Origin of the sequence: Ancylobacter sp. IITR112 (assembly GCF_041415945.1) — a bacterium.
GTDB lineage: Bacteria > Pseudomonadota > Alphaproteobacteria > Rhizobiales > Xanthobacteraceae > Ancylobacter.
Map to the genome: position 1 here is coordinate 1289899 of NZ_JBGCUS010000001.1, position 25347 is coordinate 1315245.

24 protein-coding genes are annotated in these 25347 nt (G+C 67.4%); 9 read left to right on the top strand and 15 right to left on the bottom strand.

The genetic code is table 11. The features are described from left to right. Window positions 1–6 precede the first annotated feature (6 nt). The gene (locus AAC979_RS05880; protein WP_371345890.1) at window positions 7–1674 is read right to left on the bottom strand and encodes an SPOR domain-containing protein; all 1668 of its coding nucleotides are present in this window, start codon (window positions 1672–1674) and stop codon (window positions 7–9) included. A 362-nt stretch (window positions 1675–2036) separates the two neighbouring features. Here AAC979_RS05880 and AAC979_RS05885 point away from each other — a divergent pair, with 362 nt between their 5' ends. The 5 genes from AAC979_RS05885 to AAC979_RS05905 all read left to right on the top strand — a co-directional run bounded on the left by AAC979_RS05885 (window position 2037) and on the right by AAC979_RS05905 (window position 6817). After that, a complete protein-coding gene (locus tag AAC979_RS05885; protein ID WP_371345891.1) occupies window positions 2037–2375 on the top strand; it encodes a phasin family protein in 339 nt (112 codons plus the stop codon). A gap of 307 nt (window positions 2376–2682) precedes the next feature. Beyond that, the gene (gene clpS / locus AAC979_RS05890) at window positions 2683–3054 is read left to right on the top strand and encodes an ATP-dependent Clp protease adapter ClpS (RefSeq protein ID WP_371345892.1); all 372 of its coding nucleotides are present in this window, start codon (window positions 2683–2685) and stop codon (window positions 3052–3054) included. Between the two features lie 31 nt (window positions 3055–3085). Continuing rightward, window positions 3086–5527, top strand: a complete 2442-nt coding sequence (gene clpA / locus AAC979_RS05895) for an ATP-dependent Clp protease ATP-binding subunit ClpA (protein WP_371345893.1) — start codon at window positions 3086–3088, stop codon at window positions 5525–5527. Between the two features lie 196 nt (window positions 5528–5723). Beyond that, the gene (locus tag AAC979_RS05900; RefSeq protein WP_371345894.1) at window positions 5724–6467 is read left to right on the top strand and encodes an AzlC family ABC transporter permease; all 744 of its coding nucleotides are present in this window, start codon (window positions 5724–5726) and stop codon (window positions 6465–6467) included. Then, complete coding sequence (locus AAC979_RS05905) at window positions 6464–6817, top strand: AzlD domain-containing protein (protein WP_371345895.1); 354 nt, start codon at window positions 6464–6466, stop codon at window positions 6815–6817. Before AAC979_RS05900 ends, AAC979_RS05905 begins: the two co-directional genes overlap by 4 nt. On the opposite strand, the gene AAC979_RS05910 is transcribed toward AAC979_RS05905, so the two are convergent. The 4 genes from AAC979_RS05910 to AAC979_RS05925 all read right to left on the bottom strand — a co-directional run bounded on the left by AAC979_RS05910 (window position 6807) and on the right by AAC979_RS05925 (window position 9824). Then, a complete protein-coding gene (locus AAC979_RS05910) occupies window positions 6807–7229 on the bottom strand; it encodes an HIT family protein (RefSeq protein ID WP_371345896.1) in 423 nt (140 codons plus the stop codon). The two genes, AAC979_RS05905 and AAC979_RS05910, sit on opposite strands and share 11 nt — an antisense overlap. A 48-nt stretch (window positions 7230–7277) precedes the next feature. After that, entirely contained in the window at window positions 7278–8480 is a 1203-nt protein-coding gene (locus AAC979_RS05915; protein WP_371345897.1) for a GNAT family N-acetyltransferase, read from the bottom strand. A gap of 108 nt (window positions 8481–8588) precedes the next feature. Continuing rightward, window positions 8589–9353: a glycerophosphodiester phosphodiesterase family protein gene (locus AAC979_RS05920; RefSeq protein WP_371345898.1), complete on the bottom strand. Its 765-nt coding sequence runs from the start codon at window positions 9351–9353 to the stop codon at window positions 8589–8591. A 9-nt stretch (window positions 9354–9362) separates the two neighbouring features. Then, the gene (locus AAC979_RS05925) at window positions 9363–9824 is read right to left on the bottom strand and encodes a RidA family protein (protein WP_371345899.1); all 462 of its coding nucleotides are present in this window, start codon (window positions 9822–9824) and stop codon (window positions 9363–9365) included. Between the two features lie 159 nt (window positions 9825–9983). Here AAC979_RS05925 and AAC979_RS05930 point away from each other — a divergent pair, with 159 nt between their 5' ends. Beyond that, window positions 9984–10802 carry a cell envelope integrity EipB family protein gene (locus AAC979_RS05930; protein WP_371345900.1) on the top strand — a complete coding sequence of 273 codons (819 nt, stop codon included), beginning with the start codon at window positions 9984–9986 and terminating at the stop codon, window positions 10800–10802. On the opposite strand, the gene AAC979_RS05935 is transcribed toward AAC979_RS05930, so the two are convergent. Further along, window positions 10759–12129 (bottom strand): DNA polymerase IV, encoded by a 1371-nt coding sequence (locus tag AAC979_RS05935; protein WP_371345901.1) that lies wholly within the window; start codon window positions 12127–12129, stop codon window positions 10759–10761. The two genes, AAC979_RS05930 and AAC979_RS05935, sit on opposite strands and share 44 nt — an antisense overlap. A gap of 18 nt (window positions 12130–12147) precedes the next feature. Further along, window positions 12148–12450 (bottom strand): DUF3572 domain-containing protein, encoded by a 303-nt coding sequence (locus AAC979_RS05940; protein ID WP_371345902.1) that lies wholly within the window; start codon window positions 12448–12450, stop codon window positions 12148–12150. Window positions 12451–12553: 103 nt separating this feature from the next. Between AAC979_RS05940 and AAC979_RS05945 the strand changes: the two genes are divergently transcribed. After that, window positions 12554–12925, top strand: a complete 372-nt coding sequence (locus tag AAC979_RS05945) for a response regulator (protein WP_371345903.1) — start codon at window positions 12554–12556, stop codon at window positions 12923–12925. A gap of 405 nt (window positions 12926–13330) precedes the next feature. Here the strand turns inward: AAC979_RS05945 and rpmG are convergent, their stop codons facing one another. From rpmG to rnr, 5 genes are all read right to left on the bottom strand, one after another. Further along, window positions 13331–13498, bottom strand: a complete 168-nt coding sequence (gene rpmG, locus AAC979_RS05950) for a 50S ribosomal protein L33 (protein ID WP_018390658.1) — start codon at window positions 13496–13498, stop codon at window positions 13331–13333. 131 nt (window positions 13499–13629) lie between these two features. After that, a complete protein-coding gene (locus tag AAC979_RS05955) occupies window positions 13630–14790 on the bottom strand; it encodes an MFS transporter (RefSeq protein ID WP_371345904.1) in 1161 nt (386 codons plus the stop codon). A gap of 117 nt (window positions 14791–14907) precedes the next feature. Next, window positions 14908–15648, bottom strand: coding sequence for an NUDIX hydrolase (locus tag AAC979_RS05960; protein WP_371345905.1), 741 nt, complete (start codon window positions 15646–15648; stop codon window positions 14908–14910). A gap of 109 nt (window positions 15649–15757) precedes the next feature. After that, window positions 15758–16207, bottom strand: coding sequence for a DUF983 domain-containing protein (locus AAC979_RS05965; RefSeq protein ID WP_371345906.1), 450 nt, complete (start codon window positions 16205–16207; stop codon window positions 15758–15760). 65 nt (window positions 16208–16272) lie between these two features. Further along, window positions 16273–18516: a ribonuclease R gene (gene rnr / locus AAC979_RS05970; RefSeq protein WP_371349009.1), complete on the bottom strand. Its 2244-nt coding sequence runs from the start codon at window positions 18514–18516 to the stop codon at window positions 16273–16275. A gap of 267 nt (window positions 18517–18783) precedes the next feature. On the opposite strand from rnr, the gene AAC979_RS05975 reads away from it, so the two are divergent. Continuing rightward, window positions 18784–20262, top strand: coding sequence for an MDR family MFS transporter (locus tag AAC979_RS05975; protein WP_371345907.1), 1479 nt, complete (start codon window positions 18784–18786; stop codon window positions 20260–20262). A 10-nt stretch (window positions 20263–20272) separates the two neighbouring features. On the opposite strand, the gene topA is transcribed toward AAC979_RS05975, so the two are convergent. Beyond that, window positions 20273–22933, bottom strand: coding sequence for a type I DNA topoisomerase (topA, locus tag AAC979_RS05980; RefSeq protein WP_371345908.1), 2661 nt, complete (start codon window positions 22931–22933; stop codon window positions 20273–20275). Window positions 22934–23209: 276 nt separating this feature from the next. Between topA and AAC979_RS05985 the strand changes: the two genes are divergently transcribed. Then, window positions 23210–23425 carry a hypothetical protein gene (locus AAC979_RS05985; protein ID WP_371345909.1) on the top strand — a complete coding sequence of 72 codons (216 nt, stop codon included), beginning with the start codon at window positions 23210–23212 and terminating at the stop codon, window positions 23423–23425. Between the two features lie 155 nt (window positions 23426–23580). On the opposite strand, the gene dprA is transcribed toward AAC979_RS05985, so the two are convergent. Together dprA and plsY are read right to left on the bottom strand one after the other, a co-directional pair. Then, entirely contained in the window at window positions 23581–24693 is a 1113-nt protein-coding gene (dprA, locus tag AAC979_RS05990; RefSeq protein ID WP_371345910.1) for a DNA-processing protein DprA, read from the bottom strand. A 3-nt stretch (window positions 24694–24696) separates the two neighbouring features. Continuing rightward, on the bottom strand, window positions 24697–25302 hold the full coding sequence (gene plsY / locus AAC979_RS05995) for a glycerol-3-phosphate 1-O-acyltransferase PlsY (RefSeq protein ID WP_371345911.1): 606 nt from the start codon (window positions 25300–25302) through the stop codon (window positions 24697–24699). Window positions 25303–25347: the final 45 nt, after the last annotated feature.

The following is a 25347-nucleotide window of genomic DNA, read 5'->3' on the forward strand; positions in this document are numbered from 1 at the left end:
CCCGGATTAGTTGCGAAACACCATGCAACCGAAGTCGCTGCGCTTCAGGGTCGCACAGGCGGCACGGGCGGCGGATTCGGCGTCGAAGCCGGCGAAACGGGCGCGCACAATGCGGGTGGAGCCCTTCACAGCCTGTTCCGTATAGGCGTCCGCCTTGGCGAGAACGCGGCCGGCCTTCTTCTGCGCCTTGGCGATCTGGGCGCGGGCATCGGCCTCGGAGCCGAAGGCGCCGATCTGGATCGCCCAGCCCGCGCGCGGGGCGGCAGCCTGTTCGGCAGTCTCGGCATCCTGGCGGGGAATGTCGATGGGCCCGGCGCTCGCCACCTGAACCTGCTGGCGGATTGCCCGCTGGGCCGGCGCCGCGGCCGGGGCTTCGGAGGCGTCCGAAATGAAACCGTTATTGGTGAAGGACAGCGTGCCGAGAATGCCGGGCTGGTTGCTGAATCCGGCCACCGGCTGGCTCGGACGCGCCACGGCCACCGTCTTGACGGCCACCGGCACGATGGGGGCGACAGAGCCAACGGGCGGCGCTTCGGCGGCCGGCGCGCTCGCCACGGCCTGAGGCGGACGGGCCGGGGAGGGTGCGGGCGTCGGGATCGAGGCGGTTACCGCCGGATCGGCGACCATGGAGGCCATGGCGACGCGCGGACTGCTGGTCGGCACCGGAATGGTCTTGGGCGCGGCCGGGGCTTCGTCCGCCAGCGCGACTGGGGCGATGGCGTCGTCGGCCGAGGCGCCGGGCGGCGGGCTGCTCATGCGGGCCACCAATTGGCGGCCGGCCTGCGCCTTGCCGAGATTCTCGTTGATCAGCTCCACCATGCGGTTGTCGCGCGAGGCGGCGCTGGAGCCGCCCATCACCACGGCGATGACATAGCGCCCGTTCTTCTTGACGCTGGTCAGCAGGTTGAAGCCGGAAGCGTTGGTATAGCCGGTCTTGATGCCGTCCACGCCATCCACACGACCGAGCAGGCGGTTGTGGTTGCGGATGGCGACGCCGCGATACTGGAAGCTGCGGATTTCGAAATAGCCGTAATATTTCGGGAAACGCTCCTGAATGGCGCGGCCGAGCGTGGCGAGATCGCGGGCGGTGGTGACCTGCTCGGTGCTGGGCAGGCCGTTCGGATTTTTGAACACCGTGCGCGACATGCCGAGCTGCCGGGCGCGGCGGGTCATCAGGCTGGCAAAGGAGGACGAACTACCGGAAATGTTTTCGGCAATGACGACGGCGACATCATTGGCGGAGCGCGTGATCAGGGCCTTGATCGCATCCTCGACCACAATCGTCGAACCGGCCTTCACGCCCAGCTTGGAGGGTTGCTGCGCAGCGGCGTAAGAGGAAACGCGAAGCGGGGTGTTGAGCCGCATGCGGCCGCTCTCAAGCTGCTCGAACAGCAGATAGAGCGTCATCACCTTGGTGACGGAGGCGGGGTGGCGCAGCGAGTCGGCATTGTCGGCGTCAAGCACGCGCCCGGTATTGGCGTCGACCACAATGTGCGAATAGCCGCGCTGCCAGGTGCCGGTGCTCGCAACGGTGCGTGTTACCGCCGACTTTGAGCGGACGGTCTTCTTCTTCTTGGCCGCGGCTTCCGCGACGCCGGCGCCGAGAAGTGAAACTGCCAAAACCGCCACGGCGGCACGCATGAAAGTGGTGCCGACCATCTTCGGAACCCGCATCTGTTCGTCCCGCTACTCGCTGCCGGCACAGGTGCCGGAACACAACCCATTCGTCAGGCAGGAGGCCGCTGCGGGGAAGCGTTGCTGCCCCTGCGAAGGCTCCGACCGTTAAGGAACCCTGCCGAACCATCACTTCCCAAAGCTTAAAAAGCGCAGGGTTACAGAGTCGTAAAGACGGCCCATCAACCCTGTTGATATGGCGTGAAGATGGTGCGGGGCCTGCGTGTCGCAGCGTCTTGTTGCGGCGCACAAATTTCTTGACGCTTTTGGTGCGGTGCATTATCTGAATTTAAGGGAGAATTCCCGGGCGGGCACGTGCAGCGGATCGGCGGCGCGTGACGGAACACCACAGGAGCGGGCTCATGCTGCAGAATTTTGACGACATCCAGAAGGTCGGCAAGGACAATCTCGAACTCGCGGTCAAGAGCTTCGGCACCGTGTCGAAGGGTGTCCAGACCATTGCGGTCGAGGTGGCGGACTACTCGAAGAAGTCCTTCGAGGAAGGCACGGCCGCGGCTGAAAAGCTGTTCGGGGCGAAGACCCTCGACAAGGCGGTCGAGATTCAGTCCGACTATTTCAAGAGTGCCTATGAGAGCTTCGTCGCCCAGGCGACCAAGATGGGCGAACTCTACGCCGATCTCGCCAAGGAAACCTACAAGCCGTATGAGAGCGTGCTCGCCAAGACCTCCGTCACCAAGTGACGTGGGCGGCTGAGCCCTCCTGACACGGCATACCCCGGACAAGTGTCCGGGGCGGGCGGCGCGGAACGGGAGTTCGGGCTGATCCGGTATTTTCAAAAGGCTCGGCCGCTGCGTCGGGCCTTTTTTCGTTGCGCTGAACGGCCAGTCTGCGGGCGGTTGCGGGGCTGCGGGGGGGTGCTCAGGGCTCCGGCCTCATGGAATTGTCACCGGAATGCGACAGTCGGTTCCGCCCGCCCCTCTGGCGTGAGCGGGGGGGCATACATATTATAGCTGACAAAGGCCGGTTCGCCGGTTGGAGAAAGCATGAATGACCGACCACGCCTATGTTCCGCCGCGTGAGATCATGATGGCCGACGACGAACGTCGCCGCCGGGGAGACAACGCGCCCGGCACGGCGGTCATCACGCGCACCAAGCCGCAGGTCAAGCGGCCCAATCTCTACCGGGTGCTCCTGGTCAACGACGACTACACGCCAATGGAGTTCGTCGTGCATGTGCTGGAGCACTTTTTCAGCAAGGACCGGGAGGAAGCCACCCAGATCATGCTGCATGTGCATCAGCATGGCGTGGGGGAGTGCGGTATCTTCACCTACGAAGTGGCCGAGACAAAGGTCACGCAGGTGATGGACTTCGCGCGCAAGCACCAGCATCCTTTGCAGTGCGTCATGGAGAAAAAGTGACGCCCCGCGACGGCTAAACGAAGAGGTCCCGATGCCCACCTTCTCCCGAAGCCTCGAGCAGTCGCTGCACAGGGCCCTCGCGCTCGCCAATGAACGCCACCACGAATACGCGACGCTGGAGCACCTGCTTCTGTCCCTGGTGGACGACCAGGATTCTGCGGCGGTGATGCGGGCCTGCAATGTCGACATCGACAAGCTGCGCCGCAATCTGGTCGAATATATCGACACCGAGCTCGATAATCTTGTTCAGGACGCTGGCGAGGACTCCAAGCCGACGGCCGGTTTTCAGCGCGTCATTCAGCGCGCCGTCATCCATGTGCAGTCCTCGGGCCGCGAGGAAGTGACCGGCGCCAATGTGCTGGTCGCCATTTTCGCCGAGCGCGAGAGCCATGCGGCCTATTTCCTGCAGGAGCAGGACATGACCCGCTATGATGCGGTCAACTACATCAGCCACGGCATCGCCAAGCGCGCCGGCATGTCGGAAAGTCGACCCGTCCGCGGCGCCGAGGAGGAGACGGAGACGAAGACCGGGGAGGACACCAAGAAGAAGGCCGATGCGCTCGACGCCTATTGCGTGAACCTCAACAAGAAGGCGCGCGAGGGCAAGATCGACCCGCTGATCGGCCGCGACAGCGAAATCCAGCGCACCATTCAGGTGCTCTGCCGCCGCTCCAAGAACAACCCGCTTTTCGTGGGCGACCCCGGCGTCGGCAAGACTGCCATAGCGGAAGGTCTGGCGCGCCGCATCGTCGCTGGCGAGGTGCCCGATGTCCTCGCCAAAGCCACGGTCTTCTCGCTCGACATGGGCGCGCTGCTCGCCGGCACCCGCTACCGGGGCGATTTCGAGGAACGCCTCAAGCAGGTCGTCAAGGAGATCGAGGCCTATCCCGACGCCATCATGTTCATCGACGAGATCCATACAGTGATCGGCGCCGGCGCGACCTCCGGCGGGGCGATGGATGCCTCCAATCTGCTCAAGCCCGCTCTTGCCGCAGGCACGTTGCGCTGCATCGGCTCGACCACCTACAAGGAGTACCGGCAGTACTTCGAGAAGGACCGCGCGCTGGTCCGCCGCTTCCAGAAGATCGACGTGCCGGAGCCGACCGTCCCGGACGCGATCGAGATCCTCAAGGGTCTGAAGCCCTATTTCGAGGATTACCACCGGCTGCGCTACACTAACGACGCCATCAAGGCGGCGGTCGAACTTTCCGCACGCTACATTCACGACCGCAAGCTGCCGGACAAGGCGATCGACATCATCGACGAGTCGGGCGCGGCGCAGATGCTGCTGCCCGAGGGCCGGCGGAAGAAGACGATCGGCGTGAAGGAGATCGAGGCGACCATCGCTACGATCGCCCGCATCCCGCCGAAATCCGTCTCGAAGTCGGACACGGAAATCCTCTCGGCGCTGGAGACGACGCTCAAGCGCGTGGTCTACGGCCAGGACAAGGCGATCGAGGCGCTGGCCTCGGCGATCAAGCTGGCGCGGGCGGGTCTGCGCGAGCCGGAAAAGCCGATCGGTTCCTATCTGTTCTCGGGCCCGACGGGCGTGGGCAAGACCGAGGTTGCCAAGCAACTCGCTTCCAGCCTCGGCGTGGAACTGCTGCGCTTCGACATGTCCGAATATATGGAGCGGCACACGATCTCGCGGTTGATCGGCGCGCCTCCGGGCTATGTCGGCTTCGACCAGGGCGGCCTGCTCACGGATGGCATCGACCAGCACCCGCATTGCGTGTTGCTGCTCGACGAGATCGAGAAGGCGCATCCCGACCTGTTCAACATCCTGCTGCAGGTAATGGACCACGGGAAGCTGACCGACCACAACGGCAAGCAGGTGGATTTCCGTAACGTCATTCTCATCATGACGACCAATGCGGGCGCCGCCGATCTGTCGAAGTCCGCCTTCGGCTTCACCCGCTCGAAGCGTGAGGGGGACGATGTGGAGGCGATCAACCGTCTGTTCGCGCCGGAGTTTCGCAACCGCCTCGATGCGATCATCCCGTTCGCCCACCTCACCAACGAGATCATCGCGCTGGTGGTGGAGAAGTTCGTGCTGCAGCTCGAAGCTCAGCTCGCGGATCGCAACGTCACCATCGAGCTGTCGGACGAGGCAACCGCCTGGCTGGTGGAGCGTGGCTACGACCAGCAGATGGGCGCCCGGCCGATGGGCCGGGTGATCCAGGAGCACATCAAGAAGCCGCTGGCGGATGAGGTGCTGTTCGGGAAGCTGCGCAATGGCGGTCATGTCCGTGTGGTGCTGCAGACCGACGATGACGGCGAGACTGCGCTGGCCTTCGAGTTCCCCGAAGGTCCGGTGACGCCCAAGCCGGAAAAGATCGAGCCGCCGGAGGAAAAGCGGGCGCCGCGCCGCAAGGCACCGGCCACCAAGGCGAAGAAGGCGGGGCCGGCAACGGCGCGCCGCGCCCGGCCGGGCAGTTCGAAAGTGCCGAAGGTGCCGCTGGTCAAGGCGTGACCGCGGCGCCGAGGTAACGGGAACAAAGCAACCGCCCGCGATTTCGTCGCGGGCGGTTTCGTTTTCGACGCGCTTGGTGGGGTGCCGCGCGAGGCTTGCGGTGGCGCGCGCTGGCTCATGGCAGCCATGCGGCGCCCACCCATCGTTTCGCTTGACGCCCGGGGGGCGGCGCCGCAGAACGCCGTGGCGAGTTCACATGATGCCGTCCCCGGATTCCCGATCTCTCGACCCCGCCGGTTCGGCGCGCTGGTTTGCGCGCGGGATGCGAGGCGCCATATCCACGCCCGGCCTGGTTCTGCTCGCGACCTTCATCGGATTTGGCGGCTTGCTGCATGATCTCGGCTTTCCCATCGGTGCCGGCCTGTTGTCGACGCTGCTGGTCTGGGCGCTGCCGGCGCAGGTGATCCTGGTCGGCGGATTGGCCACCGGAGCGTCGCTCCCGGCGCTCGCCGTCGCCGTCTGCCTCTCCGGCGTGCGGCTGCTGCCCATGGTGGTCTCGCTGATGCCGCTGATGCGCGGCCCCCGGCCGCGTCTCGGTTGGGAACTGCTCTGCGCGCATTTCGTCGCCATGACGGTCTGGGTCGAGGGCTTCCGCCTCCTGCCGAAGGTGGCGCCAGACGGGCGGCCCGGCTACGCGGCCGGCCTCGGCTTCGGCCTGACGGTACTCAGCATGGCCGGCACGGCTCTTGGCTACTTCCTCACCGGCGCCCTGCCGGGCCCGCTGGCGGTGGCGCTGCTGCTGCTGACGCCGATCTCCTTCGCGATCTTGCTGGTGCGCAACGCCCGGCAGGCGGTCGACTGGCTGGCCATCGGCCTGGGGGCCGCCATCTCCCCCCTGGTCGCCAATTCGCCCGGCGGGCTGGACCTGTTCTGGGCCGGCGTGGGCGGGGGCACGCTGGCCTTCTTTCTTGCCCGCCATCTGCCCGGGCGACAGGCATGAGCCTTCATTCCACGGAGGCTGGCGCCATGCTGCTGGTGATCTTCATCGGCTTTCTGCCGAATGAGGTCTGGCGCGTGCTGGGCGTGCTGTTCGGACGCCGCATCGACGCTGAGAGCGTGTGGATGCAGTGGGTGCAGGCGGTGGCGACCGCGCTGCTCGCGGCCGTGGTCGCGCGCCTGCTGCTGGTGCCGAGCGGCGCACTGGTCGCCTTGCCGCTCGCGCTTCGCATCGGCGCCGTGGCGAGCGGCATCGCCGGTTTCCTGGCGGTGCGGCGCTCGGTGCTCGCCGGCGTGCTCACCGCCGAAGCGGTTCTGGTGGCGGGCGCCTGGTGGCTCGGGATCAATCCCTGAGCGCGGCCCGCAGCTTTTCCGCCTGCGCCGCCAGCACCTCGGGGGTCTCCTTGTAGGAAAGCGGTGCGCGCAGTTCCACGCCCACATGGCGCGGGATGACGTGGACATGGAGATGGAAAACCTCCTGACCGCCGGCCTTCTCATTGTGCTGGGTCACGGTGATGCCTTCTGCGGCGAATGCCTTCATCTGCGCCTGCGCGATTCGCTGTGCCACCGCCATGACGGCGGAGAGGTCGCCCTGCGCCACATCCAGCAGGTTACGGGCCGGCGCCTTAGGGATGACAAGCGCGTGCCCCGCCGCGCGGGGCATGATGTCGAGGAAGGCGAGAACGTGATCGTCCTCATGGATCTTGTAGGCGGGAATCTCGCCGCGCAGGATCTTGGCGAAGATGTTGGCGGGATCGTAGGCCATGGGTTCCTCCCTGTAGGCACCTCCTGATCGCAAGCGGCCCTGCGCCGGTCAAGGCTCGTCGCCGCGCTCGGCCTCGACCTGCTGACGAAACGGGCCGAGCTCGCTCAGTTCCGCGCCAGCCTCGGCGACGTAACGGCGCTCGCGCTCGAGATAATGCGCGACGGCGGCGCGGAACTGAGGATCGGCGATGAAGTGGGCCGATCGGGTGATCACCGGCATATAGCCGCGCGCCAGCTTGTGCTCCCCCTGCGCGCCAGCCTCCACCCGGAGCAGACGATGCTGGATCGCGAAGTCGATGGCTTGATGGTAGCAGACCTCGAAATGCAGGAAGGGGTGATGCTCGATGGCGCCCCAGTGCCGGCCGTAAAGCGCGTCGGCGCCGATGAAGTTGATGGCACCCGCGATCCAGCGGCCGGCGCGCCGGGCCATGACCAGAAGGATGCGTTCCGGCATGCGCTGGCCGATCAGCGAGTAAAAACTGCGGGTGAGGTAGGGGCGGCCCCATTTGCGCGAACCGGTTTCCATGTAGAAGCGGAAAAAGGCGTCCCAAACCTCCTCCGTGAGGTCTGAGCCGGTGAGCCAATGGATGGTGACGCCGTCCTCCAGCGCTTCCCGGCGCTCGCGGCGTATTTGCTTGCGCTTGCGCGAGGCGAGGGCGTCCAGGAACGCCTCGAAATCAGCGTAGCCTTCATTACGCCAGTGGAACTGCTGGTCCATGCGCGGCAGGAAGCCCTCTGCCTCCAGAGCCTCACTATCGGCCGGCGCGAGGAAGGTGGCATGAACGGACGAGACCTGCCGCAGCTTCGCCAGAGCGACCAGACCGCCAGCGAGCGCTTGCCGCACCGTTTCCGCCTGCGCGCCATTGGCGGCCAGCAGCCGGGGGCCGGTGGCGGGAGTGAAGGGCACGCTGACCTGAAGCTTGGGATAATAGCGCCCACCAGCGCGCTCGAACGCCTCGGCCCAGCCATGGTCGAACACATATTCGCCCTGTGAGTGCGACTTCAGATAGGCGGGGCAGACGCCGAGAATCTCGCCTTCCGACCCTTCCAGCACGAGATGCTGCGGCAGCCATCCCGTCGCCGCGCCGACGGAGCCGGATTCCTCCAGAGAGGAGAGAAAGGCGTGACTGACGAATGGGTTGCCGACCGATCCTGACTCGTTGTCCGAAGCGGCGGCGCAGCGGTCCCATGCGTCGTATCGAAGCGAAGCTATGTCGCTCTCGACGCGCAGGCGAAACGTTTCGTCAGACATTCTGGGAGGGGCTCGACGACGGCGGCGCAGTGACGGGATCGCTATTGTGCGCTGCCCCCGGGGGCAGCGGCAAGGGCGCTCACGCGATCGGGAAAGAGGCCCCGCTTTCTATGGCAGGAAGCCTTCGAAAATCATCTGGTCGGCATGGCGGGCGGCTGTCATCCGGTCTTCCTCCGTTCGCACGGTCCAGGTCAGCAGCGGCATGGGGCGCTGCTGGCGGGCGGCGTCGACGGCTGCCGACGGCAGCTCCTTCACATAATGGGCGATAAAGTCGGGCTGCGTGCGGGGCAGGTGCAGCAGCGTGCCCCATTCCTGCTTGGTCTGTGGACTGAGAATATCCCACTCCGGGTCGTCGTAGCGGTGCTCCATGGTGATACCGCGCGGAATATGCGGCGCCAATTCGCGGATGGCGGCGACCAAGGCGGGATCGAACGACATCAGCGCTGCCGGGCCTTCATAGTCGGCGAGAATCTCCGCGGCGCGGGCGGCGACGGCGGTGTCGCCGTCAAAATGGCTCTTCAGCTCAATGACCAGTGGCACCCGTCCGTCAACGCGGGCGAGCAGTTCCGCCAGCGTCATCATCCGGTCGGTGGTGCCGCGCAGCGCGATCGCTTTCAGCTCTGCGGCGGTCCGGGTCTTGGCCGGCCCTTCCGCCAGTGTCAGCCGCTCCAGAGTGTCATCATGAAACACCATCGCTTCGCCATCGGCGGCGAGTTGGATGTCGACCTCGATAGCGTAGCCCCGCGCCATCGCCGCCTCGACGGCCGATGGCGTGTTCTCGATGATGCCGCGCGCCGCATCATGCAGCGCGCGATGGGCGATCGGCCGGGCGGTAAGCCAGTCCGGTGCGTTGGGGGCGCCGTTGCGGGCCATGTGTATGCCTCAGGCGAACTCGACTACCGCTTCCACTTCCACGCTGACATTGAACGGTAGTTGCGCCACGCCGACGGCCGAGCGCGCGTGCCGCCCGGCATCGCCGAACACCTCGACGAACAGGTCGGAGCAGCCATTCACCACCTTGGGCTGGTCAGTGAAGTCCGGTCCCGAATTGACGAAGCCGACCAGCTTCACCACCCGCTTCACCCGGTCGAGATCGCCCAGCGCCGCCTTGATCTGGGCGATCAGATTGATGCCGCACTGGCGGGCGGCCGCGCGCCCCGCTTCGATATCGGGCTCGCCGGCGAGCTTGCCGGTCATGAAGTTGCCATTGGCCATCGAGATCTGGCCGGAGATCCACAACTGGTTGCCACTGATGACGAAGGGCACATAATTCGCGGCCGGGGCGCTGGCCGCAGGGATGGTGATGCCGAGGGCCGCGAGCTTGGCCTCAACCGTTCCGGACATGGGGTTCTCCTGCTATCTTCACGCGCGCATGCTGGCGTGGCATGCGACGGCCAATGAGCGGCAACCGACCTGCAATTGCCATTTTCGATCGGTGATGTTTGGCGGATCGGTTCGCCATTCGCAAGCTGCGACTGATGTCTGCGAGGAGCTGTTTCACCTATGCCGTCCGCCTCTCTCTCCCGCCTTGCCGTCGCCGCCCTTCTGCTCGGCGCGTCCGCCCTGCCGGCCATGGCGATCCAGCTTTCACCGCACCGTGCCACCTACGCGGTGTCGCTCGACGCCAGTAAATCCGGCACTCGGATCAATGGTGCCGAAGGGCGCATCGTCTACGAGATGCGCGGCAGCGCCTGCGCCGGCTATTCCGTCCAACTGCGGCAGGACACCCAACTGGCAACCGAGGGCGGGCGGGTCAACAGCGCGGTGTCGACCGCGACCTGGGAGGATGGCGAGGGCAAATCCTATCGCTTCCGCGTCTCGAACCGCATCAATGGCGAAACCACCGAGGAAGCCGATGGCGTGGCCGAGCGCAAGGATGGCGAACTGACGGTGAGGGCGACCAAGCCGGAGGCCGAGACCGTCATGCTCGGCAAGAACATATTGCTGCCCACGCAGCATGTGCTGAGGCTGATCTCCAGCGCGGAAAGCGGTGAGGCGGTGCTGGAGGCTCCGGTCTTCGACGGCTCGCCGGACGCGAAAAAGGTCTATGATACCCTCGCCGTCATCGGCCGGGGAACGACGGACGCCAAGGGGCTCGAACAGGCGGCCATGACCGGCGACCTGGCGGGCCGTCCCCGCTTTCCCGTGACCATCAGCTATTTCGAGCGCGGCGGCGCCAGCCAGACCCCCGATTACGTCATAAGCTTCGACATGTTCGACAATGGCGTGAGCCGCAAGCTCAAGCTCGATTATGGCGAGTTCGCGCTGAACGGCACGCTCATTTCCTACGAGGCGCTGCCGAAGGAGGAGTGCGCCCAGTAGGCGCGCCCTCGCCCTCCTCATCGTCCGGCCGGTTGCGGTGCGGCTGCTCCGGCCCGTGCCGGCGCCCCGCGTCGAGGGCGATGCCGCGCTCGATGATCGCCTTGCCGAAGCGTGCCCGCAGCGCGTCGGTCGCCTGCTCCGCCAGCCCGCGCTTTGTGGCGGTGGTGTCGACGAGATCGGCCGGATCGGCCAGCGCGGGGTCGGCGAGTTCGGACACGCCGACCCCGATGAGCCGGAACCGCCGCCCATCGGTTTCGCGGACGAGTAGTTCGCGGGCATGATCGAAGATGCGGTGGGCGAGGCGCGTCGGGTCTTCAAGTGAGCGCGATCGGGTGATCAGCCGGAAATCGGCGGTCTTCAGCTTGAGCGTCACGGTGCGGCCGGCGAGGTCGGCGAGTTTCAGCCGATCCGAGAGTTTGCGGGTCAGGCGGTAGAGCTCCTGCTCCAGCGTCCGGAAATCGGCGATGTCGGTGTCGAAGGTGGTCTCGGTCGAGACGCTTTTGGTCTCACGTTCGGGATTGACGGTGCGGGCGTCGATGCCGCGCGCCAGCCGCCAGAGCCGCAACCCTTCATTGCCGAAACGGCGGGCAAGCGTGGTCTCGTCGGCAGCCTGAAGGTCGGCGATGGTGCGGTATCCCTCGCGCGCGAGCCGTTCCTGGGTCGCCTTGCCGACTCCCCAAATGGCGCCGACACTTCGCGGCGCGAGGAATTCCGTCGCCTCCTGTGCGCCGATCACGGCGAAGCCACGCGGCTTGTCGAGCTCGGAGGCCATTTTGGCGAGAAATTTGTTGGGGGCGAGGCCGATGGAAATGGTGACGCCGATCTCGGCTTCCACCGACCGGGCCAACCGGGCGAGCGCCCGCGCCGGGCTTTCACCATGGAGCAGTTCGGTACCCGCGAGATCGAGAAACGCCTCGTCGATGGAGAGGGGCTCGACGAGCGGGGTGAGTCGCAGGAAGCGCTCGCGGATCTGGCGGCCCACAGCGACATATTTCGCCATGTCGGGCTTGATCACCACGGCCTCCGGGCAGAGGGCGAGGGCCTTGAACATCGGCATGGCCGAGCGCACGCCCGTCACCCGCGCGAGATAGCAGGCGGTCGACACCACGCCGCGCTTGCCGCCGCCGATGATCACGGGTCGGTCGCGCAGCGCGGGGTTGTCGCGCTTCTCCACCGCGGCATAAAACGCGTCGCAGTCGATGTGGGCGACATGTAGCGTGTCGAGCTCGGCGTGGCGCAGCAGGCGCGGGCTGCCGCACCGTGTGCAGCGTCGCTCCTCGCCGGCATCCGCGAGGCAGTCGCGACAGAAGGCCGGCGCGCGTGCCATGGCCGGTCCTTCCCCCGTTCAGTCGTCGGCCATATCGGCGTGAAAGAGAATTTCCCGCGCCGCCACGACATGGCCGGGGTCGATCTCCGCCTCGGCGGCGTGTGCGACCAGTAGATCCTGGCGGTTGATGAGATAGTCGAGCAGCGCGACATGGAAGGCGGACGAGCCCGCGACGCCGCGTAGATCGGCCGGCGACAGCCCGCTTTCCGCCAGAAAGGGGCCGATGCGCTCGGGGTCGCCGGCGAGGAAGCCGAGGGCGCCGAGGGCCACCTGCCGGGCCGCGTCGATCTGAGAGGGGGGGCGGGAGTTGCGGCGTTTCATTTCCGGTTCCGTAAGGAATGGGTGGGTAAAGCTAGCGCATCGACCGGCGGAAGGGTGAGTGATTCCAGCTTGCCGAAGTGCCGTCGTTGCAGGGACCGGCGCGATGCCAAAGACTGTTCTGATCGTTGAAGACAATGAGCTCAATATGAAGCTCTTCAACGATCTGCTCGAAGCCCATGGCTATATCACGGTCGGCACGCGAAATGGCGTGGAGGCGCTGGACCTTGCGCGTCGCCATCGTCCCGATCTCATCCTGATGGACATCCAGCTCCCTGAGGTTTCAGGCCTCGATGTCACCCGCGCCCTGAAGGCCGATCCGGAACTCAAGGCAATTCCTGTTATCGCCGTCACCGCCTTCGCCATGAAGGGCGATGAGGAGCGGATTCGTGAAGGCGGCTGCGAGGCCTATTTGTCCAAGCCGATCTCGGTGGCGAAATTCCTGGAGACGGTGCGTCAATTCGTGCCGGTGCCCTGATCGCGGCACGCGCACTTTCAACCCTGCTGTCGATGGGCGAATCCCCGTTGCATTTGGCCGCGTTTGCGCTAGCTTTCCCCAGGTATCCGTTTGCCCTGCGGAGTGCTCGGGTCCGCCGCATCTCCTGGGTCCGTGGGGTCTGGTCGGCGGGCGGTGTCTACGGATGGCCTCTCCGTTCACCGCTCGCCGATTCCCGCCTTTCCGCCAATAACCTGCCGGTCCGCCCAGCCGCGCCATCAGTGCTGCTCAATTCGCGCGGCGCCCGCTTGCGCTTTGTGCGATGAGTGGAGCGCGCGATGAGGTGGTGCACGCGGCGATGACGCCTGTGCCGGCCCCACCACGCCAAAAAGGCAAAGAAAAAGGCGCCGACCGGCGCCTTTTTGGTCTGCAGCCTGTCGGCTCAGATCACTTGATCTTGCCTTCGCGGAATTCGACATGCTTGCGCGCCACGGGATCGTACTTCTTCACGACCAGCTTGTCGGTCATGGTGCGCGAATTCTTCTTGGTCACGTAAAAGAAGCCGGTGTCGGCGCTCGACACGAGCTTGATCTTGATGGTCGTTGCCTTGGCCATGACCGGGTCTCCTGGAGCGTGGCTCTCGAACGTGGGGGCGCCACGCCGAAGAAATGGGGTTCGCGCGGCAGAACCGCCGCTCGTTGCGCGTCCGTATCCGTGATCGGCGCGCGAATGTCAAGGAAGCGCGGTCAGCGATCGCGCCAAATCTGTCCGGCCACCACCACGACATAGAGCACGAGAAAACCAGCAATCGCCCAGGCGAAACCATTTGGCTCAACGAGTTGCATGCCGCCGCCAACGGCAGTCGGGCCGACGGTGAGGCCGATCGAGTACAGCATGACGAAGGCGGCATTGGCGGTGGCGAGCGCCGCGCCGTCGAAGCGGGCGCCGAGCAGGGCGAGCCCAACCGTGTAAAGGCCGGCAACGATTCCCGTGGTCAGGAAGGCGACGATCCACAAGGCCCAGCCATCAATGGCGAGGGAGGGGATGAGCAGCGCCCCGGCGAGGCTGACAATGCCGCAGCCGAGCAGCAGCCGGCGCCGGTCGACCTTGTCGCTGAGCAGGCCGAGCGGCAGTTGCAGCGCCACATTGCCCAGCTCGGCGACGGTGAGCAGCAGGGCGGCCTCTCCGGCATCGAGCCCGCGGGTGAGCCCGTAAAGCGGGAGAAAATTGATGATGCCGGTTTCCACCGCGCCGAAGATGAAGGCGGCGAGCGTCGCCGCCGGCGCGATGCGCATGAGCGTCCACACCCCGCCGGACGTGCTTTCCTTCTCGATGGCGGGGGCGCCGGCGGCGCCTATCAGCACGGGAATGCCGGCGACGATGAAGAACGCCGCGCCGCACAGATAGGGGGCCCAGCCCTGCGTGCCGACAAGGCTTAGTATGGCGGGCCCGCCGGCGAAGCCTATGGACAGCACGGTGCCATAGATACCGATCACCAGCCCGCGCCGGTCGCTCGGGGCGGCGGCGTTGATCCAGAACTCGCTGACCACGAACAGCACGCACAAGGCCGCGCCATAGATGAAGCGCAGCGGAAACCAGAGCGCGAAGGAGGGGGTGATCTTGAAGGCGAGCAGGCTCAGCGCCGCGCTCAGAATTGCCGCGAGCAGCAGCGGTCCGGCGCCGAAACGGCGCACCAGATCCGGCAGAAACGGCGCCAATGCTATGGTTGCGAGCCCGCCGACTGCCGTGTTCAGGCCGATCCAGGTGGAGGCGGCGCCCCGGTCGTGCAATTCGAAGGCGAGGAGCGGAATCGACAAAGCGAGGCCGAGGCCGACGGCGGAGATGGCGGCAATGGCGGCGGCGATGGAGGCGATATTGACCGGGCGAGCGGCGGCGGGGGCATGCATGGGGACACCTGACACCGGGAGGCGTCTCCCGGACCGCCCGCTCTAGCCCATGGATGGCAAAAGTCGAATGACTTTTGGCAATGAATTCATGCGCGGGATTTGTGACCCCGCCGATCTTCAGGCCAGCGCCTCGCGCAAGACCTTGCGGCCACGGGAGAAATAGAACGGCACCGGCTGCCAGGGGCGATGGCCTCCGTCAAGGCGGGGGGCGATCTCCTCAAGGATCGCCCGGGTGATCTCCGGCACGTCGGCGCGGCGGGCCTCGTCCAGCGTAAACCATTGCATCTCAACGATTTCCGCGTCGGGGCCGACGACGCCCTCGTGCCGGTGGGCGACCTGCGACAGCTCGGCCATGAAGAAACGTGTATCGAAACGGCGGGCCAGGCGGGGCGGGGTGACGGCGCGGGCGACGAAGGTGAGCGCCTCCAGATTGGGAAACAGTCCCGCCGCGCCGAAGGGCGCCCAGGCGCCGGGAAGGGGCCCTGGATCGCCGGCCTCCTGCGTGCCGATGAGCAGCCCGACTTCCTCCGCCGTCTCGCGGATGGCGGCGAGTGCCAGCGCCCGCGCGCGGGCCACGCTGGGGCGGGTGACGCGGGCTAACAGCCTGCGTTCGCTTTCGGAATCCAGCATGCCATAGACCGGCACGCGCCGATCCACCGCGTCCACGCGCCCGCCGGGAAAGACGAATTTGCCCGGCATGAAGCGCAGTGCCGGGTTGCGGCGACCGAGCAGAAGCCGCGGCGTCTTCTTTGAGAGGTCCACCAGAATCAGCGCCGCCGCGTCCACCGGGCGGATGACCGGGTGCGTGGCGTCGAGCCTTTCGCGGGGGAAATGCGGGGAAACGTCGGTCAGGCTCATGAGGGCGATGCGGAGCGGTGGGGCCGGCCGAAGCGACTGACCGATGAGGACGATGAGGTGGAGTGTGAGGCCGAAATGGCTGATGCGGCCGGTCAGGAGCTACGGCCGGTCAGGATCCCTTGGCCGCCGGCAGCGCGTCCGTCCGGTGGCTCGGGGGCAGCGCCTCGCGCTCGGAATCGTTCGGATCGAATCCGTGCATACGCACCGCCCACTGGAATCCGATCAGCGCCCCCTTCACCGGCGGCAGCAGCACCAGTGAGAGGATCAGCGTCAGCGGCAGCCACAGCACGAGGTGGATCCACACCGCCGGGTGCAGCGCCATTTCCACCGCCAGCAGCGCCGGCACGACGATGTGCCCGACAATGGTGATGACCATATAGGGTGGCGCGTCGTCGGCGCGGTGGTGCCACAGCTCCTCGCCGCAGTCCGGGCAGTGCTCGTTCACCTTGAGATAGGATCCGAACATCGCGCCCTTGCCGCAGGCGGGGCAGCGCATGCGGAAACCGTTCATGATGGCGGGGCCAATCGGACGGTCGGGCTGGGACTTCTGTGTCTGCATCGCGCTGCGCCTCCGGCGCTGTCTCTGAGGCGCCTCTGGCGCTATCTCTGATGCGCCTCTCGGCGCTATCGCCGCTTGCCGAAGCGCTTGGGTCCGTGCGGACGCTCGGCGGGTCGGCCCTGACGCCCGCGCGCACCGCCGGGGCGGCGCCGGTCGGGCGCGACATAACTGCCTTCAGATAGTAGCTCGAAGCGCAGCGCGCCAGCCACGGGCGCGGCTTCGACAAGCTTCACTTCGACGCGGTCGCCGAGCCGGTGCATCTCGCCGCTGCGCTCGCCGACCAGCGCGTGGCGGGCCTCGTCATAGCGGTAATAATCTTGCCCCAGCGTCACCGCGGGAATGAAGCCGTCCGCCCCTGTCTCGTCGAGGGCGACGAACAGCCCGGCCTTGGTGACGCCGGAAACCCGCGCCCGGAAGCTGGCGCCGATCTGCAGCGCCATGTGGTGGGCGATCAGCCGGTCGATGGTCTCGCGCTCGGCGGCCATGGCGCGGCGCTCGCTGGCGGAAATGCGGGCGGCGATCTCGGCAAGCTGCTCGGGCGTCGTCGTCTCCGGCAGTCCGTCGGCGCCGAAACCCAATCCCCGCACCAGCGCCCGGTGCACGATCAGATCGGCATAGCGGCGGATGGGCGAGGTGAAATGCGCGTAGCGGCGCAGATGCAGGCCGAAATGGCCATAATTCTCATTGGCATATTCCGCCTGCGCCTGGCTGCGCAGGATCACCTGATTGACCAGCGGCGCCATCTCCGTGCCCTCGACGCGGGCGAGGATGTCGTTGAACTGCGCCGGGCGCACGCTCTCCGTCTTCGGCAGCTTGATGTCGAGCGTCTGCAAAAATTCGCGCAAAGCCGACATCTTCTCCAGCGAGGGCTGGTCGTGGACGCGGTAGATCAGCGGGATACGCTTTTCCTCCAGCGTCTCGGCGGCGGCGACATTGGCGAGGATCATGAATTCCTCGATCAGCCGGTGCGCGTCGAGCCGCTCCGGCACCACGACCTTGTCGACGGTGCCGTCGGGCTTCAGCAGGATCTTGCGCTCGGGCAGATCGAGGTCGAGCGGGGCGCGGGCATCGCGCGCCTTTTTCACCGCGCCATAGGCGGCCCAGAGCGGGCGCAGGACGCCGTCGAGCAGCGGATCGGTGACATCGTCCACCCGCCCGTCGATCGCCGCCTGAGCCTGCGCATAGGCGAGCTTGGCGGCCGAGCGCATCATGACCCGGTGGAAGCTGTGGCGCTTCTTGCGGCCATTGGCGCCCACCACCATGCGCACGGCGAGTGCCGGCCGGTCTTCCAGCGGGCGCAGCGAGCACAGATCGTTGGAAATGCGCTCGGGCAGCATCGGCACCACCCGGTCGGGGAAATACACCGAATTGCCGCGCGCCAGCGCCTCGCGGTCCAGCGCCGAGTTCGGGCGGACATAGGCGGCGACATCGGCGATGGCGACGGTGAGGATGAAGCCGCCCTCATTGTCGGGGTCGAGGTCCGGCGTCGCGTGCACCGCGTCGTCATGGTCCTTGGCGTCCGGCGGGTCGATGGTGACGAGCGGCAGGTCGCGCCAGTCCTCGCGCCCGCGCAGCGTGGCGGGCCGGGTCTCTTCCGCTTCCGCCAGCGCCTCGCGCCGGAACACGCTGGGAATGCCATGGGCGTGGATGGCGATGAGGCTGATCGCCTTCTCCGTCGCCACCGATCCAAGGCGTTCCTTCACCTTGGCGGTGGGCAGGCCATAGGCGTGATGGCGGATGATCTCGACCGAGACGAGGTCGCCTTCCTGCGCCTCGCCGGTGAAGTCCGGCGGGATGGCGAGTTCGCGCCCCATATTGCGCTTGTCGACGGGTGTGAGCCGTCCGCCGCCGGTCTGCGCGTCGCGGCGGAAAATGCCGAGCGTGAGCGCGCGCGCCTTCTCGATCACCTTGAGCACAGTGCCGTTGTGGCGGATGCGCCCGTCAGCCTCGGGAATCTCCTCGGTCTTCAGCAGCACCCGGTCGCCAACCGTCGGCGCCGGGCCGGCGAGGCGGCCGCGACGGGCGAGACGCACGAGAATGCGCGGCGCTTCCCCGCTCTCCTCCTCGTCCCAGTCCACCGGCGTGGCGATGAGTTCGCCATCCTCGTCGCGCTCCACCACTTCCGACAGCACGACGGCGGGCAGCGCGCCGGGAAGATGCAGCTTGCGCCGCTTGCGGCCGATGAGGCCCTCATCCGCCAGTTCGCGCAGCAGTTCCTTCAGCGCGATACGGTCGCTGCCGTCGAGGCCGAAGGCGCGCGAAATTTCCCGCTTGCCGACATCCCCGCCATGGGCGGCGATGAAGGCGATCAATTCCTCGCGACCGGGCAGGCCCTTGGTCAGGCCAGCGGGAAGGACGGGGCGGGCGGGCTTGCGCCCTTTCGGCTTAATGGGTTTACGCACGATTCACCGCGATTGGAGGGCTGACCCGACGCTATCGTCTCCGGCGCGCCGCGTCGACCGGGCGAGGGCGCTGCCGCTGGGACAGGGCACGCGCCTCGCTTGCAATCGGCGCGTAACAGGCCGAATTTGCCGGGCTTTCCCGGCGCGTCGCTGCCGCCGATCTGGATTCGTATCATGGATGCCCGCACGCCGGAGGCGACCGAAGCGTCGCTGTCCCATAGTGAGATTCGCGTCATCGTCACCGGCGTGATGGTGGCGATGTTCCTTAGCGCCCTCGACCAGACCATCATCGCCACCGCTCTGCCGACCATTGGCGGTAGCTTCGGCGATCTGGAAAACCTCACCTGGGTGGTGACGGCCTATCTGCTCACCGGCACGGCGATCACGCCGCTGGTCGGCAAGTTCGCCGATATTCACGGGCCGCGCCCGGTGCTGCTGGCTTCCATCGGCACCTTCCTCATCGGCTCGGTGCTGTGCGCGACGGCGCAGAACATGCCATGGCTGATCGTGGCGCGCGCCGTGCAGGGGCTGGGCGGCGGCGGGCTGATCGCGCTGGCGCAGACCATTATCGGCCTGCTCATCGCCCCGCGTGAACGCGGGCGCTACCAGGGCTATTTCGCCATCGTCTTCATCACGTCGAGCATTGCCGGGCCGATCCTCGGCGGCTTCTTCGCCGAACATCTGCACTGGTCGCTGATCTTCTGGATCAACGTGCCGCTCGGCCTCATCGCGGCGCTGATGAGCGACCGCTCGCTGCGGCGCCTGCCGGCGCATCATCACCCGCACCGGCTCGATATTCTCGGCGCCTTCCTCATGTGCGCCGGCACGGTGGCGCTGCTGATGGCGCTGAGCTGGGGCGGCACCGAGTTCCGCTGGTTCTCGCTGCCCATTCTCGGCCTGCTGGCGCTGGCGGTGCTGCTCTGGGTCGGCTTCGCCATGAGGGTCGCCACCGCGGCCGAGCCGCTGGTGCCGCTCGCCGTGCTGTCCAACAAGGTGGTGCGCACGGGCGTGCCCGCCGCCGCCCTCGCCATGGGCACGCTGGTGGGCCTCTCGATCCAGATGCCGCTCTATCTCGAAGGGGTGATGGGGCTCACCGCTTCCGAATCCGGGCTGGCGCTGATCCCGCTCATGGCCGGCGTGGTGGTGGGGGCGACCGGTGCCGGGCGGGTGATGGGCCACATCGCCCATTACAAGCGGCTGCCGATCCTCGGCCTGCTCGCCGGCATCGCCGCGCTCGGCGCGCTGGCGCTGTGGCCGCTCGGCCTGCCGATCGCGGTGGTCGGGGTGGCCATGGCCATTACCGGCATGGGGCTCGGCACCGTGCTGCCGGTGACCACGGTGGCGGTGCAGAACGCCGTGCCGCTGCCGCAGATGGGCACGGCGACCGGGGTGGTGAACCTGTTCCGCTCGCTGGGCAGCGCGGTGCTCACCGCCGGCTTCGGCGCCATCGTCATCGGCCTGTCCGGCCTTGAGAGCAGCGCGCTGCTGGAGCGGCTCTTGGAAGGCCGCGCGCAGGTGGCGCCGCTCGCCGGGGCCTTCCGCTTTGTGTTCGTGGCGGCGGCGGGCGCGCTCGGCGTGTCGCTGCTCGCCATGCTGGCGATGGAGGAGCGCCCGCTGCGCTCCGGCCATCCCCCCGCGCCGCTGCCGGAATAGGCGCCGGCGCTCAGCCGGCCGCCGTCTTCTTCGCCGCCGCCTTTTTCGCGGGAGCCTTTTTCGCTGCCGGCTTCTTGGTGGTGGCGGTCTTCTTCGCCGGTGCCTTCTCGGATGCGGGTTTCGCCGCCGCGCGGCGCGCCGGCTTGGCCGGGGCGGAGCCGGCCTTGGCGGTGATGAGCTCCACCGCCTGTTCCAGCGTCACCGCTTCCGGGTCCATGTCCTTGGGCAGGGTGGCGTTCACCTTGCCATGGTTGACATAGGCGCCGAAGCGGCCCGGGCGCACGGTGATCGCCCCGCCGAGGGTGGGATGCTCGCCCAGCTCGCGCCCGCCGACCGCGCCGCGCCGGCCGGGGCCCTTGCTCTGCTTGTCGGCGATCAGCGCCACCGCCCGGTTGAGGCCGATGGCGAGGATGTCGTCGCCCGGCTCGATATTGGCGTAGGTCTTGCCGGTCTGGACATAGGGGCCGAAGCGGCCAATGCCGGCGAGGATCGGCTCGCCGGTCTCGGGATGAAGGCCGATCTCGCGCGGCAGGGACAGCAGCGCCAGCGCGGTGTCGAGATCGACATCGGCGGGCGCAAGGCCCTTGGGCAGGCTGGAGCGCTTGGGCTTCTCGCCGTCCTTGCCCTCGCCGAGCTGGAGATAGGTGCCGAAGCGGCCGGCGCGGATGGTCACTTCCAGCCCGCTCACCGGATCGGTGCCGAGCACGCGGGTGCCGTTGGCGTCGCCGCCATTGGCCTCGTCCGCGCCCTGCGCCGCGAGCGGGCGGGTGTATTTGCACTCGGGATAGTTCGAGCAGCCGATGAAGGCGCCGAATTTGCCCACCTTCAGCGACAGCCGGCCGGTGCCGCAGGTCGGGCAGATGCGCGGGTCCGAACCGTCTTCCTTGGGCGGGAAGATGTGGGCGGTGAGCATGCCGTCGAGCGCGGAGATGACATCGGAGACGCGCAGCTCCTTGGTCTCGCCAACGGCGGCCATGAAGTCGCGCCAGAAGTCCCGCAGCACGTCCTTCCACTGCAGCTCACCATTGGAAATGCGGTCGAGCTTCTCCTCAAGATCGGCCGTGAAGTCATATTCGACATAGCGGTCGAAGAAGCTTTCCAGGAAGGCGGTGACGAGACGCCCCTTGTCCTCGGGCACCAGACGGCGCTTGTCGAGCTTCACATATTCGCGGTCGCGCAGCACGGCGAGCACGGAGGCATAGGTCGAGGGCCGGCCGATGCCCAGTTCTTCCATGCGCTTGACCAGCGACGCCTCGGAATAGCGCGGCGGCGGCTCGGTGAAGTGCTGGTCGGCCTTGATGCCCTTGTTGGCAAGCGCTTCGCCCGCTGCCATGGACGGCAGGCGGCGGCTCTCCTCGTCGTCCTCGTCGTCGTCGCTGCCCTCGCGGTAGAGGGTGAGGAAGCCGTCGAACTTGATGACGGTGCCGGTGGCGCGCAGCTCCAGCGCCCGGCCGCCGGCCTTGGCGTCGATATCGACGGTGGTGCGTTCCAGCTCGGCCGATTCCATCTGGCTGGCGATGGTGCGCAGCCAGATCAGCTCATAGAGCTTGGCCTGGTCGGGCTCCAACTGGCGGATCACGTCCTTCGGCCGGCGCGACAGGTCAGTCGGACGGATCGCCTCATGCGCTTCCTGCGCGTTCTTCGCCTTGGCGGAATATTTGCGCGGGGCGGACGGGACGTAGCGATCGCCATAGTCGCGGGCGATCACCGAGCGGGCGCCAGCCACCGCTTCCGGCGCCATGTCGACGCCGTCGGTCCGCATATAGGTGATGAGGCCGACCGTCTCGCCGCCGACATCAATGCCCTCATAGAGCCGCTGGGCGATGCGCATGGTGATGGCCGGGGCGAAGCCGAGCTTGCGGCTCGCTTCCTGCTGCAGCGTCGAGGTGGTGAAGGGCGGGGAGGGGTTGCGCCGCGCCGGCTTGGCCTCGACCGAGCGCACCTTGAAATCCGCCTTTTCCAGCGCGGCGCGGAAATCGGCCGCCTCGGCCTCGGTGCCGACATCCAGACGGGTGATCTTCTTGCCATCGGCGCCGACGAGGCGGGCCTCGAAGCTCTCCTGCCGCGGCGTCGCCAACTGGGCGGCGATCGACCAGTATTCGCGCTTGACGAAGGTTTCGATCTCGCGCTCGCGGTCGCAGACGAGGCGCAGCGCCACCGACTGCACCCTCCCGGCCGAACGGGCGCCGGGCAGCTTGCGCCACAGCACCGGCGAGAGGGTGAAGCCGACGAGATAATCCAGCGCGCGGCGGGCGAGATAGGCATCGACCAGCGCGGCGTCGATGACGCGAGGGTGCTTCATCGCGTCCAGCACCGCCTGCTTGGTGATGGCGTTGAACACGACGCGGGAGACCGGCTGGGCCTTGAGCGCACGCTTTTCCTTCAGCACTTCCAGCACGTGCCAGGAAATCGCCTCGCCTTCGCGATCCGGGTCGGTGGCGAGGATGAGGCCGTCCGCCTCCTTCACCGCGCGGGCAATGTCGGACAGCCGCTTCTGCGCCTTGGGATCGACATCCCACAGCATGCGGAAATCGTCTTCCGGGTTGACCGAGCCATCCTTCGCCGGAAGGTCGCGTACGTGCCCATACGAGGCGAAGACCTCGTAGCCCGATCCGAGATATTTGTTGATCGTCTTCGCCTTGGCAGGCGATTCGACGATGACGACCTGCATGTGCGCGCCACGTCCGTTGAGGGGTCCAGCCCGGGAGGCCGGGAAAATGGGGTAGAGGCCCCGGTGTGTCAAATGCCAAGCACGCACCGTGCCGCGCAAGGGGACGCCGAGCGCGTGCTCGCGGTGTTTGCGCTCATGCGGATGCCGGCCGCCGCGGGGCGGCGGAGGGCTGCGCGGTTAGGTTGTGTAACTTGCTCAGATACACGCATTTGGCGTGACAAGCGCCAGCGCTGTGATACGCTCGTTTCCGCCGCCATCAGCAACGGACGCCCCGACGTGACCGACGATGATCCCGAGCGAACGCCGGTGAGGGAAGCGGCGGACTATATCGCCAGCCTGACCGAGGAACTCGCGACGCTCGCCGCGCGCAACAGGCTGGAAATTCTGAGCTATCTGCTCGAAATGGCCTGCATGGAGGCGCGCGATGTGGCGAGCCGGGAGAGCGAACCGCGCCGCTGGCGGCGGGGTGCGCGCTCGGTCGAGGCGCCCTAGAGCAATTCCCGCAAAGGTGCAGGGCGGTTTTGCGACAGGAATTGCGTATAATCAGAGAGCTAGAGCACGTTCCGATCTGATTGCACCGCAATCAGATCGTTAAAACGTTCTCTATCCATAACTTAGAGACTGATCCGTGGCGCGGTCCGCCGCGCTCAGGCGAGCAGCGAGACGCTGCCGTCGCGGTGGCGCTCCAGCCGGCCCGCCAGTTCCAGCTCCAGCAGCAGGATCTGCACCTCGCTGACCGTGGCGGCCGAGAGCGCGACCAATTCGTCCACCGGCAGCGGCGAGGGCCCGAGCAAGGCGAGCAGGCGCGCGCGCATATCGTCGCTCGGCTCGGCGGCTTCCATGCCCGGCGTGTCTTCCTCCATATCGAGCGCCGGCGGGCGGTCACGCAGGGCGGCGAGGGCTTCCAGCACATCTTCCGCCCCCGTGACCAACGCGGCGCCCTGCTTGATCAGCGCATTGGTTCCGCCAGCGCGCGGATCGAGCGGCGAGCCGGGCACCGCCAGCACCTCGCGCCCCTGTTCGGCGGCGAGGCGGGCGGTGATGAGCGAGCCGGAGCGCTCGGCCGCCTCCACCACCACGACACCCAGCGAGAGGCCCGACACCAGCCGGTTGCGGCGGGGAAAATCGCGGGCGCGCGGCTCCCAGCCCATCGGCATTTCCGACAGCACCGCGCCGGTCTCGGCGATGCGCGCCAGCAGCGGTTCGTTCTCGCGCGGATAGGGCCGGTCATGCCCGCCGGCGATGACGGCGATGGTGCCGGTGGCAAGGCTCGCCTCATGGGCGGCGGCGTCGATGCCGCGCGCCAGACCCGAGGCCACGACCCAGCCCGCCGCGCCGAGGCCGCGCGCGAGGCGCTGGGTGATGGTGCGCCCGGCGCCGGAAGCGTCGCGGGCGCCGACAATGGCGACGGTGGGGCGGGCCAGCAGTTCCGCCCGGCCGCGCAAAGCGAGCAGCGGCGGGGCGTCGTCGATGGCGCGCAGCAGGGCGGGATAGTCCGGCTCGCCCAGCGCGATGAAGCGGCCGCCGAGCCGCGCCAGCGCCGCCATCTCGGCCTCGGCCTCGGCGATCGAGGGCACGCGCGGGGCGAGCAGCCCGCCGCCGCGACGGGCGAGCTCGGGCAGCGCCTCGAGCGCGGCGGCGGCGCCGCCGAAGCGGTTGATCAGCCCGCGAAAGGAGCGGGGGCCGACATGCTCGGTGCGGATGAGGCGGAGCCAGTCGCGGCGCTGTTCGTGATCGAGATGAACGCCGCGCCCGCTCACGCGCTATCCCTTCTTGCCGATCCGCCCTTCGGTGCCGTCGAGAAGGCGGCGTATATTGGCGCGGTGCATGAACCACAGCAGCGCGGCGAGCAGGCTCAGCAGCAGGCCGACAGGGGTCGAGGCGAGGAAGAAGGCCGAAAGCGCGGTGGCGACGCTGGCCACCAGCGCGGCGAGGGAGGAATAGCGGGTGAGAAAGGCGACGCCGAGCCAGGCGGCCGCGAACACCAGCGCCGCCGGCCAGGCCAGCGCCAGCGTGACGCCGAGAAAGGTGGCGACGCCCTTGCCGCCCTTGAAACCGAGCCAGACCGGGAAGAGATGGCCGAGAAAGGCGCCCAGCGCCGCCACCAGTGCCGCCTCGGGCCCGAGCCATGCCAGCGCCAGCAGCACGGCCACGGTGCCCTTCAGCGCGTCGCCCAGCAGTGTCGCGGCGGCGAGGCCCTTGCGGCCGGTGCGCAGCACATTGGTGGCGCCGATATTGCCGGAGCCGATGCTGCGAATATCCTGCGTGCCGGCCATCCGGGTGAGGAGGAGGCCGAACGGGATCGAGCCGAGCACATAGCCCAGCAGCAGCGCGGCGATGTTCGACAGAGCGGGCAGGGATGCGTTCATGCCTGCGACCTTACAGACTTCCGGGCGGTTGCACAGGGCCGCGCG

Bases quoted from the DNA above. Each gene is read 5' to 3' on its own strand.
- AAC979_RS05955 (WP_371345904.1), bottom strand. From the start codon at position 14,790: ATGCATGCCCCCGCCGCCGCTCGCCCGGTCAATATCGCCTCCATCGCC.
- clpA (WP_371345893.1), top strand. From the start codon at position 3,086: ATGCCCACCTTCTCCCGAAGCCTCGAGCAGTCGCTGCACAGGGCCCTC.
- AAC979_RS05885 (WP_371345891.1), top strand. From the start codon at position 2,037: ATGCTGCAGAATTTTGACGACATCCAGAAGGTCGGCAAGGACAATCTC.
- AAC979_RS05940 (WP_371345902.1), bottom strand. From the start codon at position 12,450: ATGAAACGCCGCAACTCCCGCCCCCCCTCTCAGATCGACGCGGCCCGG.
- AAC979_RS05935 (WP_371345901.1), bottom strand. From the start codon at position 12,129: ATGGCACGCGCGCCGGCCTTCTGTCGCGACTGCCTCGCGGATGCCGGC.
- AAC979_RS05915 (WP_371345897.1), bottom strand. From the start codon at position 8,480: ATGTCTGACGAAACGTTTCGCCTGCGCGTCGAGAGCGACATAGCTTCG.
- AAC979_RS05930 (WP_371345900.1), top strand. From the start codon at position 9,984: ATGCCGTCCGCCTCTCTCTCCCGCCTTGCCGTCGCCGCCCTTCTGCTC.
- AAC979_RS05925 (WP_371345899.1), bottom strand. From the start codon at position 9,824: ATGTCCGGAACGGTTGAGGCCAAGCTCGCGGCCCTCGGCATCACCATC.
- AAC979_RS05910 (WP_371345896.1), bottom strand. From the start codon at position 7,229: ATGGCCTACGATCCCGCCAACATCTTCGCCAAGATCCTGCGCGGCGAG.
- clpS (WP_371345892.1), top strand. From the start codon at position 2,683: ATGACCGACCACGCCTATGTTCCGCCGCGTGAGATCATGATGGCCGAC.
- AAC979_RS05945 (WP_371345903.1), top strand. From the start codon at position 12,554: ATGCCAAAGACTGTTCTGATCGTTGAAGACAATGAGCTCAATATGAAG.
- AAC979_RS05920 (WP_371345898.1), bottom strand. From the start codon at position 9,353: ATGGCCCGCAACGGCGCCCCCAACGCACCGGACTGGCTTACCGCCCGG.
- AAC979_RS05900 (WP_371345894.1), top strand. From the start codon at position 5,724: ATGATGCCGTCCCCGGATTCCCGATCTCTCGACCCCGCCGGTTCGGCG.
- AAC979_RS05905 (WP_371345895.1), top strand. From the start codon at position 6,464: ATGAGCCTTCATTCCACGGAGGCTGGCGCCATGCTGCTGGTGATCTTC.
- AAC979_RS05880 (WP_371345890.1), bottom strand. From the start codon at position 1,674: ATGCGGGTTCCGAAGATGGTCGGCACCACTTTCATGCGTGCCGCCGTG.
- plsY (WP_371345911.1), bottom strand. From the start codon at position 25,302: ATGAACGCATCCCTGCCCGCTCTGTCGAACATCGCCGCGCTGCTGCTG.
- AAC979_RS05965 (WP_371345906.1), bottom strand. From the start codon at position 16,207: ATGCAGACACAGAAGTCCCAGCCCGACCGTCCGATTGGCCCCGCCATC.
- AAC979_RS05960 (WP_371345905.1), bottom strand. From the start codon at position 15,648: ATGAGCCTGACCGACGTTTCCCCGCATTTCCCCCGCGAAAGGCTCGAC.
- rpmG (WP_018390658.1), bottom strand. From the start codon at position 13,498: ATGGCCAAGGCAACGACCATCAAGATCAAGCTCGTGTCGAGCGCCGAC.
- topA (WP_371345908.1), bottom strand. From the start codon at position 22,933: ATGCAGGTCGTCATCGTCGAATCGCCTGCCAAGGCGAAGACGATCAAC.
- AAC979_RS05975 (WP_371345907.1), top strand. From the start codon at position 18,784: ATGGATGCCCGCACGCCGGAGGCGACCGAAGCGTCGCTGTCCCATAGT.